At 72.5% G+C, this 11385-nt stretch carries 8 protein-coding genes; all 8 read right to left on the bottom strand.

Annotated elements, in window-relative coordinates; genetic code table 11:
• Positions 1 to 138: 138 nt before the first annotated feature.
• A complete protein-coding gene (locus ACIRQ9_RS40155; protein ID WP_404185684.1) occupies positions 139 to 4017 on the bottom strand; it encodes a S8 family serine peptidase in 3879 nt (1292 codons plus the stop codon).
• 141 nt (positions 4018 to 4158) lie between these two features.
• Positions 4159 to 4701 carry a G/U mismatch-specific DNA glycosylase gene (mug, locus tag ACIRQ9_RS40150; protein WP_404185687.1) on the bottom strand — a complete coding sequence of 181 codons (543 nt, stop codon included), beginning with the start codon at positions 4699 to 4701 and terminating at the stop codon, positions 4159 to 4161.
• A gap of 145 nt (positions 4702 to 4846) precedes the next feature.
• Complete coding sequence (locus ACIRQ9_RS40145; protein WP_404185681.1) at positions 4847 to 6019, bottom strand: TerD family protein; 1173 nt, start codon at positions 6017 to 6019, stop codon at positions 4847 to 4849.
• 52 nt (positions 6020 to 6071) lie between these two features.
• Positions 6072 to 7061, bottom strand: a complete 990-nt coding sequence (locus ACIRQ9_RS40140; RefSeq protein ID WP_404185678.1) for a zinc-dependent alcohol dehydrogenase family protein — start codon at positions 7059 to 7061, stop codon at positions 6072 to 6074.
• Positions 7058 to 7894 carry a carbohydrate ABC transporter permease gene (locus ACIRQ9_RS40135; protein ID WP_404185675.1) on the bottom strand — a complete coding sequence of 279 codons (837 nt, stop codon included), beginning with the start codon at positions 7892 to 7894 and terminating at the stop codon, positions 7058 to 7060. Before ACIRQ9_RS40135 ends, ACIRQ9_RS40140 begins: the two co-directional genes overlap by 4 nt.
• Positions 7891 to 8832 carry a carbohydrate ABC transporter permease gene (locus ACIRQ9_RS40130; protein WP_404185672.1) on the bottom strand — a complete coding sequence of 314 codons (942 nt, stop codon included), beginning with the start codon at positions 8830 to 8832 and terminating at the stop codon, positions 7891 to 7893. Before ACIRQ9_RS40130 ends, ACIRQ9_RS40135 begins: the two co-directional genes overlap by 4 nt.
• Positions 8829 to 10199 carry an ABC transporter substrate-binding protein gene (locus ACIRQ9_RS40125; RefSeq protein WP_404185669.1) on the bottom strand — a complete coding sequence of 457 codons (1371 nt, stop codon included), beginning with the start codon at positions 10197 to 10199 and terminating at the stop codon, positions 8829 to 8831. Before ACIRQ9_RS40125 ends, ACIRQ9_RS40130 begins: the two co-directional genes overlap by 4 nt.
• Before the next feature lie 114 nt (positions 10200 to 10313).
• Positions 10314 to 11084, bottom strand: a complete 771-nt coding sequence (locus tag ACIRQ9_RS40120; RefSeq protein ID WP_404185666.1) for a DeoR/GlpR family DNA-binding transcription regulator — start codon at positions 11082 to 11084, stop codon at positions 10314 to 10316.
• Positions 11085 to 11385: the final 301 nt, after the last annotated feature.

Below are 11385 nucleotides of genomic sequence, written 5' to 3'. Positions count from 1 at the left end.
GCCCCCTCGGCCCCGGCCGGCGCCCGCCGCGCCCCCCCGGCTCGCCCGGCGGTGGGGCGGGCCGCCCGGGGGGGGGGCGCCCGCGGGGGCGGGGGCCCCCGGCGCCCGCCGCCCTTCCGTCCCGGTGACGGCACCCGGTCAGTGCCGTGTGGCGCCGGGGTGGAGGAAGGCGCGTTCGATCGTCTGCCGGACGCCGTGACCGGCGTCGTCGGCCGCCGTGACCCGCAGTGTGACATAGGCGTCGCCGCGCACCCGCGACGGCCGTTCCACGGTCGCGGTGAAGTGCCCGCCCGACCCCTTCTTCGTGGTCCGAGCCGTCACCCAGGTCTTCCCGTCGTCGTAGGAGGTCTCCACCGTGAGCCGCGTACCGCGCGGTGCGGCCAGGCCGTCGGGCATGCGGACGTCGAAGCCCAGCGTGTGGCCGCGCTGCGGGCCGACGGCGTTGCGGGCGTCGACGGGCACGGCGCAGTCGACCTGGAGCAGCGGCAGCACCGAGGCGGCCTCGGTGGTGTCCGAGCCGAACGTCCACGACGTCTCGGTACGGGTGCCGAAGCGCCAGTCGTCGGAGTCGCGCCCCGTCGCCAGGTCCAGCCGGTACGCGGCCCGGCCCGCCGGCACCTCGAAGGTGCCCCACGCACCGGTCTCGGAGTGCGCCACCCGCCTGCCGTCGCGGAACAGGTCCGCCACCGCCGTGTCGGCGGCACCGGAGGCACGGGTGCCGACACCGCCCAGCGCGTCCCGCTCCGCGTACGCCCAGTGGCCGTCGGCGTCCGTGAACTCCGGGACGTACAGGGACAGGGTGTCGCCGTAGCGCGTCGGAGCGGGCCAGCCCACGGCGCGGGGCAGGGAGGGGCGCACCGGCGCGGTGAACCACCGTTCCGCGGCCCGCTGTCCGGCCCGGTAGCGGTGCGCCGCGTCCTGCATGCCCGCCTGGAGCGGGGTGTCGCGGTCCATGACGGTGTCGTGGTGCACGACGTGGTTCCACAGGGTGTCGCCGGCCGTCACGTACTCGGTGCGCTGCCCGCCCACCGGTACCTCGCGCGAGTACTGGTTCCATGCGGTGTCCTGGTAGGGCCGCCAGGCGAAACGCTGCTCGCTGGCCCAGCCGGAGGCCCCGGTGCGGGCGTACGTGGCGCGCACGACCGCGCTCTCGTGGGCGGAGACGGTGTGCACGAGCCGCTCGGGAACGCGCTGCTCGGACACCTGCATGACGTCGTACAGGTACGGGCTGCGCACCGTGCCGGAGAACTGGACGGCGGTGGTCCGCCGGGCCGCCCGGTCGAGGATCGCGGTGCCGTCCGCGGTGCCCGCGCGCATGACCGGCAGGGCGAGGCGCGCCCCGTCCGGGCTCCACCGGGTCCAGGGGTAGAAGCCCTGCGGCATGACGAGCATCAGCGCCTTGGCGCCGGCGTCCGCGGCCGCCCGGGCGAGCGCCGTGTCGTCACCGAAGTCGTAGCGCACGACGGCGAGTTTCCCGCGCACGTGGGCGGCCCTGAGGTCGGCGGCGCTGCCCGTTCCGGCGTCGGCCGCGGTCAGCCGCACGCCCTTGTCGTCGAAGACCGGGGACGCCGGGAGGTAGTAGGGGGCGAAGGACCGCGAGGTGTCCGTGACCCGGGCGGTCAGCTGCGGAGCCGTCAGCTGCCAGCGCGAGGCGAACTCGAAGGTGCCGTCGGTGACCTGGGCGGTCGGGCTGACGTAGATCCGCTTGGCGACGTCGAAGAACATCACCCCCTGGATCAGGCCCCTCCCGTCGATCCTGCGGTAGGTCTGATAGCTGAGGACGCCGTGCTGTTCGGCCGGCCGGGGCGTGCGGATCCGTACCTCCGTCACCTTGGAGGCGTCCAGGGTGACGGTCCGGTCCTTGGTGACCTTCACCTGCGGGTCGACCACCTCGCGCAGTTCCTGCCCGTCGGCGGCGTTGTCCAGCGTGCCGAAGCTGAGCTGGTAGGTGCCCTCCTCGACGACGGCGACCGCGGGATCCAGACTCGCGTACCCGACGAAGCCGTCGGCACCCCAGATGGTGGGCGCGGCCTGGGGAATCACGGCCCCGTCGCGGTCGCGGGCGACCACGGTCAGCCGGTGCAGGGGCGTGTGCACGACCAGGGAGAGCGTGGTGTGGGCGAGCACGGTGCCGTCCGCCGCGGTCGCGGTGGCGTAGCCGTAGTAGGCGCCGCGCGCCGCGTGCGTGGCGTCGCAGAGCACCGGCACGTCGGCCGAGGCGCCGGCGGGGAGGTGCAGGGTGTCCGAACCGAGGGCGAGCACGCCGTCCGGGAGGGTGACACCGTTGTCGGTGCTCAGGGCCGCGGACAGCCGGACGTCGACCGGGTGGTCGCTCTCGTTGGTGTAGCGCAGGGACGCCGCCTGGCGCCGGCCGCCGGGGCCGCCGGTCTCCAGGGCGGGCAGGGTCAGGGTGCCGGTGGCGGTGAGGGTGCCCATGGCCGCGCCGATGTCGATGCGGCCGCCGCCCTGTTCGGTCACCTTGGTGCCGGACACCAGGTGGGCGGTGCTGATGAGCGCGTCCTTGATCCGCTGCCCGTTCCAGTCCGGGTGCCGCTGGGCGAGCAGCGCGGCCGCGCCGGCGACATGCGGGGTGGCCATCGAGGTGCCGGACGCGGCGGTGTAGTCGGCGTCCACCGGGGTGCCCATGGCGGTGCCCGAGGCGCGGGCGGCGACGATGCCGACACCGGGCGCGGTGACGTCGGGCTTGGCCGCCTTGTCGGTCAGGCGCGGGCCGCGGCTGGAGAAGGGCGCGAGCGAGTCGTCCCGGTCCACGGCGCCGACGGTCAGCGCGGCGTCGGCCGCGCCGGGCGAGCCGATGGTGGACGCGCCCTCCTCGCCCGCGTTGCCCGCGGCGACGACGAAGAGCGTCTGCCCGGAGGCGGAGAGCCGGTCGACGGCCTGGCTCATGGGGTCCGTGCCGTCCGAGGGCGCGTCCGAACCCAGGCTCATGTTGACGACCTTGGCGTGTTCGGCGGCCGCCCACTCCATGCCGTCGATGACCTGCGACTCCGAGCCGTAGCCGTCGTCGCCCAGCACCTTGCCGATCAGCAGGTCGGCGCGCGGCGCGACACCCCGCCGGGTGCCGCCGGACGCGGCTCCCGTGCCGCCGACGATCGACGCGACATGCGTGCCGTGGCCGAAGTGGTCGGTGGTGTTGCCGCTGCCGGAGAAGTCCTTCGACTCGGCGATCCGGCCCGTCAGGTCCGGGTGCCCGGCGTCCACACCGGTGTCCAGTACGGCCACCTTCACGCCCTGGCCCTCGAAACCGGCCTTCCAGGCGACGGGGGCGCCGATCTGCGCGGTGCTGCGGTCCAGCGTCGGCGCCACCCGGCCGTCGAGCCACACCCGGGGCGTCCGGGCGAGCCGGGAGGTGCCCGCCGCGCCGTCCGGCCGCAGGGTCTTCCAGAAGGCGCCGAGGTCGGCGTCGGCGACCCGCAGGGCCGTCGCGTCGATGCTCTCCAGGCGACGCTCGGGCGCGGCCGCCGCGCCGAAGGCGGTGAGCCGGTCGGCGGTGGCCGCCGCGGCCTTCCTGTCCGCCGAGGCCGACCGGCCCGTCGCGGGGGCCGCCGCCGTGGTGCCGCCCGGCTGCGGGGAGACGATCAGGGGGAGCGCCGGGGTGCCGGCCTCGTCGTAGCCCTGGGCCAGCAGGGCGGTGACGTCGAAGAGACGGCGGTCCAGCGTCCCGGCGGCCACCAGGTCCGCCGCGTCGGACGGCAGCACGGTCATCGTGCCGTCGTCCTCCTCATAGGTGCGGAAGACGATGTCCTGGCGGCCCGGGCCGGGCTCCACCGACGCGGTGCGCCGCCCGTCGGCACCCGGCGTCACGGTGACACGGTCGCCGGTCACCAGCCGTACGGTCGAGGCGGTCCTCGCGTTCTTCACCGCCGGTTGGGCCGCCGGTCGGGCCGCCGGTTCGGCGGTGCCGGGGGAGGCCGCCCCGGCGGAGGCGGACGAGATGCCTCCCGTGGTCAGCACCAGTGCCGTCGATATCGCCGCCGTGAGACGGATCCATGCCATCAGCCACACACCTTTCGTGCGACGCCGGTTCGCGCGCTGTTCGAAAGAATCAGCTGAGTGGATGTCCATGTCACGGGCCGTCGGTGTCGCGACTGCGACATGTCCCAACTCCGCCACCGCGCACGGCGGTACGCAAACGGGTCAGGTCTCGTCGAAAGGACCGTCGCCGAGCAGCCCGGAGCGGTCCGGCAGCCCGGCGGCGACCCGCAGCCGGGCGAACTCGACGGCCAGGGCGGCGGGCGGGAAGTGGGCGTTGAGACCGCTCGGGTTGGGCAGTACCCACACCCGTGTCCCGCCGACCGGCTCGGACTGCGGGCCGATGCCGGCGTCGCGGACCCCGAAGGCCGCGCGGTAGCCGGTGACGCCCAGCAGGGCGAGCCAGGCCGGTCGCAGGGCCCGCACCCGGTGGCGCAGGTCCGCGCCCCCGCGCACGTACTCCTCGCGGGTCAGTTCCGCCGCGCGCGCCGTCGGCCGGCGCACGATGCTGGTGATGCCGAGGCCCAGATCGAGCAGGTCGCGTTCCTGGTCGGGCCGCAACAGGCGGGGCGTGAAGCCCGAGCGGTGCAGGGCCGGCCACATCCGGTTGCCCGGTGTCGCGAAGTTGTGGCCGCGCAGGGCCGACGGCAGACCCGGGTTGATGCCCACGAAGACGACGTCGAGGCCCTCGGCGACGACGTCCTCCAGCGACGGCGGGCGGCTCGCGTGGGTGATGACGGCCTCACAGCGCTGCGAAGGGACCTGCCGACGGCCGGAGTCTCACGGGGTGCGTCGTCAGGGGGTGGACGGCGGAGGCGGTCCCGCGCCCGGACGGGGGCGCGGGACCGTGGCGTCACAGCGCCTGGGCGCCCGGTTTCACCATGTTCCGTACCGTGCGGGCCTTCACGAACTCGCCCAGGCCCGTCATGTCCCACTCGCCGGAGAACTGGCGGACCAGCTTGGCCATCATCACGCCGGTCTGGGCCTCCGCGTTGGTCAGGTCGAAGCGGACCAGTTCCTCGCCGGTCGCCGCGTCCAGCAGGCGGCAGTAGGCCTTGGCGACCTCCGTGAACTTCTGGCCGGAGAAGGAGTTCACGGTGAAGACCAGGCCGGTGACCTCGGCGGGGATCCGGCCGAGGTCGACCACGATCACCTCGTCGTCGCCGCCGCCCTCGCCGGTGAGGTTGTCACCGGAGTGCTTGATCGCGCCGCCGAGGATGGACAGCTTGCCGAAGTAGCAGCTGTCGACGTGGTTGCGCTGCGGGCCGTAGGCGACGACCGAGGCGTCCAGGTCGATGTCCCGGCCGCCGTACGCGGGCTCCCAGCCCAGGCCCATGTGGACCAGGGAGAGCAGCGGGCTGCCGCCCTTGACCAGGGACACGGTCTGGTTCTTCTGGAGGCTGACCCGGCCCTTGTCGAGGTTGATCTTCCCGCTGCCCGGGGCGGGCGGGGCCGGCGGCGCGGCCGGCATCGGGGGAGTGGCGGCCGGCATCGGGGGAGTGGCGGCCGGCGCCGGCTGGGCCGCGGGGGCCGGCTCCTCCACCGTGACGCCGAAGTCCGTCGCGATGCCGGCCAGGCCGTTCGCGTACCCCTGGCCCACCGCGCGGGCCTTCCACGTGCCGTTGCGCAGGTAGATCTCGACGACCACCAGGGCCGTCTCGGGGCCCAGCTGGGGAGGCGTGAAGGTGCCCAGCACCGAGCCGTCGTCCGCGTTGCGGAGGGTGGCGGTCGGCTCGATGCCCTGGAAGGTCTGGCCCGCGGCGTCCGGGCTCGCGGTGACGACGATCTTCTCGATGCCCGGGGGCACGGCCGCCGTGTCGACGGTGATCGCGTCCGGGGACGTACCGCCGCCGGAGCGGTACGTCACACCCGGGCCGCTGGGCTGGTTGTAGAAGATGAAGTCGTCGTCGGAGCGCACCTTGCCGTCGCCGGTGAGCAGCAGGCCCGACACGTCGAGCCGCACCGGGGCGGTGACGTCCACCGCCACCCGGGCGACCGGAAGAGGGATGTTCGAGCCAGGGGTCATAGCTGTCATGCCGGGTGAACGAACGACCTCCCTTTACCGTTCCCTTAAACTTCTACGGCACCACCACGATCTTCCGGCCCACGCCCGCGGCGAACTGCTCCAGGGCCTGCGGATAGCTGTCCAGCGGGAGGCGGTCGCTGATGAAGACGTCCGGGTCGAGGACCCCGTTGGCGAACAGTTCCGCGGCGCGCTCGTAGCTGTGCAGGACGGCCATGGAGCCGGTGATGGTGATCTCCTGGTTGTAGATGCGGTACGGGTCGATCGTCACCCGGGCCGCGTAGTCGGCGACGCCGAACTGGAGGAAGGTGCCGGCCTTCGCCACCCGGTCCAGGCCGTCCTGGATGGCCGCCGCGTTGCCGGTCGCGTCGATCACCACGTCCCAGCCGCGCGGGCGGTCCAGTTCGTCGGCGTTCGCGGCGGACCCCGAGACGCCGAGCGCGCGGGCGGTCTCCAGGCGGGCCGGGTTCAGGTCGACCACGTCGACGCTCGCCGCGCCGGTCCGCTTGGCGAGTTCCAGCATCATCAGGCCCATGGTCCCGGAGCCGTAGATCAGGACGCGCGCGCCCAGCCGGGAGTTGAGGACGTCGTAGCCGCGCACCGCGCAGGACAGCGGCTCGACCAGGGCCGCGTCCTGGGTGCGGACGTGCTCGGGGAGCTTCACGCAGTTGGCGACGGGCGCCACGGCGTACTGCGCGGCCCCGCCGGGCACCGTCACGCCGATCGCGGCCCAGCGCTCGCACATGTTGTTGTGGCCGTCCCGGCAGTAGCGGCACTCGTGGCAGTACAGCGACGGGTCGACCGCGACCCGGTCGCCGACCGCCACCTCGGTCACCTGGGTGCCGACGCCGACCACCTCGCCGGCGAACTCGTGGCCCGGCACGATCGGCAGCTTGGGCGCGAACTCGCCCTGGAGGATGTGCAGGTCGGTGCCGCACAGTCCGCAGGCGGCCACCTCGACGACCACCTCGCGGGGTCCCGGCGTGGGGTCGGGGACCTCGGTGACGACGGCACGGCCCACGGACTCGATGACGGCGGCCTTCATTTCACGGCTCCCAACGACAGGCCCTGGACCAGCTTGTCCTGGGCGGCGAACCCCGCGGCGAGCACCGGCAGGGAGACGACGAGCGACGCGGCGCACACCTTGGCCAGGAACAGGCCCTGGCTGGTGATGAAGCCGGTCAGGAAGACGGGGGCGGTCTCGGCGACCACGCCCGTCAGGACTCGGGCGAAGAGCAGTTCGTTCCAGCTGAAGATGAAGCAGATCAGCGAGGTGGCGGCGATGCCGGGCAGCGCGATCGGGGCGACCACGCGCGCGAGGATCGTCGGGAGGCGGGCGCCGTCGATCTGCGCCGCCTCGATCACCGCGACCGGGACCTCGGCGAGGAAGGACTGCATCATCCACACCGCGATCGGCAGGTTCATGGAGGTGTAGAGGACGACCAGCAGCCAGATGTTGTCCAGCATCCCGGTGTTCTTCGCGAACAGGTAGATCGGCAGCAGGCCCGCGACGACCGGCAGCATCTTCGTGGAGAGGAAGAAGAACAGGACGTCCGTCCACTTGCGCACCCGCCGGATGGACAGCGCGTAGGCCGCCGGGAAGGCCAGCACGAGCACGAAGAGCGTCGAGACCACCGACGCCATCGCCGAGTTGATCAGCGCCGGCCAGGGGCTCGCGCCGCCTCCGACGCCGAAGAACTCGCGGTAGCTGTCCAGGGTCAGGGCGGCCGCGAAGGACGGCGGATTGGTCGCCGCGTCCGCCTCGGAGTGGAAGGAGGTCAGCGCCATCCAGGCGATGGGCAGGAAGAACACGATCCCGGTCAGCCACGCGACCAGCCCGAGTCCGCCTCGCCGTAGGGCGGTCAGGGCGGTGTTCATGCGCGGGACACCTCCTCGCGGAACAGGGACGACACCACGCGCAGGGCGAAGGTCGCGATGACGATCGAGCCGATGACCACCACGACGCCGGCGGCCGAGGCGAGGCCGTTCTCGTGCGCCTGGTAGAAGCTCTGGTAGACGGTGTAGGGGAGGTTGGCGGTGCCCAGTCCGCCGGAGGTGATCGTGAAGACCGCGTCGAAGTTCTGCACGATGTAGATCGAGCCCAGCAGGCCGCCGAGCTCCAGGTACCGGCGCAGGTGCGGGAGGGTGAGGTAGCGGAAGACCTGCCAGTCGCTGGCGCCGTCCACGCGGGCCGCCTCCAGCTGCTGCTGGTCCCGGCTCTGCAGCCCGGCCAGCAGGATCAGCATCATGAACGGCGTCCACTGCCACACCAGCGCGGCCTCGATCGCGATCAGCGGGTTGTCCGAGATCCAGTCCGGCTGGGGGCCGCCGACGTAGTGCAGCAGGCCGTTGAGCAGGCCGTACTCGGGGTTGTAGAGGACGTGCTTCCACAGCAGGGCCGCCGCGACCGGGACGACCAGGAACGGGGCGATCATCAGGGTGCGGACCACGCCCCGGCCCCGGAACCTGTGGTTCAGCAGCAGCGCCACCACCAGTCCCAGGACCAGGCTGACCAGCACCACGGTGACCGTCAGCAGGATCGTCGTCCACACCGAGTGGCGCAGGTCCGGGTCGGCCAGGACCTGGCGGTAGTTGTCGACGCCGGTGAAGTGACGGTCCTTCGGATAGAGCGCGTTCCAGTCGAAGAACGAGATCACCACGGTCGCCACGAAGGGCAGCTGGGTCACCACGATCATGAAGACCAGCGCGGGCAGCAGCGGGGCCCGGGTGGCCCAGGTCCGCAGGCGGCCGGACGGGGGCCGGGGCGCCGGCCGCGCGGAGGCGGCGGCGACCCGGGGGGAGGCGGTGGCGGTCATGATCCCTCGTACTTCTTGCCGACGGCCTCGGCGAGCTGCTGGGCCTTCTTCAGCGCGTCGTCCACGGACTGCCGGCCGGCGACGGCGGAGCTGATCTCCTGGGAGACCTTGGTGCCCAGGTCGGTGAACTCGGGGATGTCGACGAACTGGATGCCGGGTGCGGGCCGCGGCTGCACGCCCGGGTCGTTGGGCTTGGCGCCGGCGATGGCGTCCCGGGTGACGTCCGCGAAGGCGGCCGCCTCCTTGCGGTACTGCGGGATGTCGTACGTCGAGGTGCGCTTGCCAGCCGGTACGTTGGCCCAGCCGGCCTGCTCGCCGACGAGCTTCTCGTAGCCCTTGCTCGACGCCCACGAGATGAACTTCCAGGCGTCGCCGGGGTTCTTGGAGGCCTTCTGGATGCCCCACGCCCAGGTGTAGAGCCAGCCGGAGCTGTCGGTCTTGTCCACCGGTGCCGGGACGTAGCCCATCTTGCCCTTCACCGGGGAGCCGGCGGCCTCCAGTGAACCCGCGCCGGAGGTGGCGTCGTACCACATCGCGGTCTTGCCCTGGGTGGTGTCGTTCAGGCACTCGGCGAAGCCGGACTGGGCGGCGCCGGCCTCGCCGTGCTTGCGGACCAGGTCGACGTAGAACTGCGTGGCCTTCTTGAACTCCGGGGCGTCCAGCCGGGCCTTCCAGTCCTTGTCGAACCAGGTGCCGCCCATGGTGTTGACGACCGTGGTCAGCGGCGCCAGCATCTCGCCCCAGCCGGGCAGCCCGCGCAGGCAGATGCCCTTCATGCCGGGCTCCGCGCCGTCCGCCTTGGCGGCCAGGTCGGCGACCTGCTGCCAGGTGGGACGGGCCGGCATGGTCAGCCCCTTCTTCTGGAAGACGTCCTTGCGGTACATCAGGAAGGACGACTCGCCGTAGAAGGGTTCGCCGTAGAGCTTGCCGTCGGCCGCGGTCAGGGCCTGCTGCATCGGCTTGAGGATGTCCTGCTGGTCGAAGGCGGTGTCCTTCTTGACGTACGAGTCGATCGGCTCCAGCCAGCCGTTCTTGGCGTAGATCGGGATCTCGTAGTTGGAGAGGGTCGCCACGTCGTACTGGCCGGCCTGGTTGGCGAAGTCCTGGCTGATCTTGTCGCGGACGTCGTTCTCGGGCAGCACGGTGAAGTTCACCTTGATGCCGGTGTCCTTGGTGAAGTTGGCCTTGGTGAGCTTCTGCAACTCCACCATCTGCGGGTTGTTCACCATCAGGACGTTGATGGAGTGGGCGGAGGAACCGCCGCCTGCGCCGGCGCCCGAGCAGCCGGCGAGCAGCGAGGTGGTCAGCGTTCCTGCGGCGGCCACCGCGAAAAGGGCGCGGGGCGTTCGTCGGCTCTGGGTTCGCATGGGTGCTCCTGGAGAACTGATTGGGAGATCTGAGGTACTTATGTGGACATATGGGGCACGCCTGGGTGGGGAAGGTGCCGGTGGGGGACTGCGGGGGGCCTGGTCGGCCCGGTGTCAGACGCGGAGGATCTGCGGGCCCTGGAGCGAGTAGCGGTGGGCCTCGGAGGCGGGCAGCAGGGTGCTGGTGACGATGGTCTCCAGCTCGCCGATCGCGGCGAACCGGCAGAAGCTGACCGCCCCGAACTTGGTGTGCACGCCGGCGAACACGGTGCGCCGCGCGGCCCGGATCGCCTGCGCCTTCACCTCGCTGACCGCCGGGTCGGGCGTGGTCAGGCCGTGGTCGCGGGAGATGCCGTTGGCGCCGATGTAGGCCAGGTCGATGACGAAGCCGGCGAGCATCTTCGTCGTCCAGTGGTCGACGGTGGCGAGGGTGCCGGAGCGGACCCGGCCGCCGAGCAGCAGCACGGAGACGTTCTCGGCCTCCGCGAGCGCGCCGGCCACCGGCAGGGACGCGGTGACCACGGTCAGCGGCCGGTCCGTGGGCAGCGCCTCGGCGATGAGCTGGGGGGTGAAGCCCTCGTCGACGAAGACGGTCTCCGCGTCGCCCAGCAGTTCGGCGGCCGCGGACGCTATCCGGCGCTTCTCCGGGACGTGACTGGTCGACCGGAACGCGAGCGTGGTCTCGAAACCGGCGCTCTCCACCGGGTAGGCGCCGCCGTGGGTGCGCCGCACCAGGCCGTGGTCCTCCAGGGCGCGCAGATCGCGGCGGATCGTCTCCTTGGCCACGCCCAGTTCGGCGGCGAGCGCGGTGACGTCCACGGAACCGGTGGTCCTGGCGGCCCGCACGATCTCGCGCTGGCGCTCTTCCGCCGTCATGGTGTTCATGCCGTCACCCACCTCCCTGTGGAACCGCCCGTTCGGGCCATGGGGGAAGTTGTACCGCCGGCGCACACGGCTGACCAGGCCTGTTGCCAACCTGATGCTGCCCGTATGTGCCCGGTTGTGCCGGGGCGTGCCCGTCTCGGACCTGGGGTGCCGCTGTGCGGGACGTGGGATCGGGCATGATCCGTGCCCGAATACGGCGGCGGGGGGGGGCCGGGGGGGGCCCCCCCCCCCCCCCGGGGGGGTGTTTCGCCCCGGGAGGGAGGGCCCAAACGGGGGGGGGGTTGGAAAAAGCCCCCCCCGC

Source organism: Streptomyces sp. NPDC101237 (assembly GCF_044767465.1).
Lineage (GTDB): Bacteria > Actinomycetota > Actinomycetes > Streptomycetales > Streptomycetaceae > Streptomyces > Streptomyces gramineus.
The sequence above is the reverse complement of the archived record's forward strand: the minus strand, read 5'-3'. Positions and strand labels throughout refer to the sequence as shown.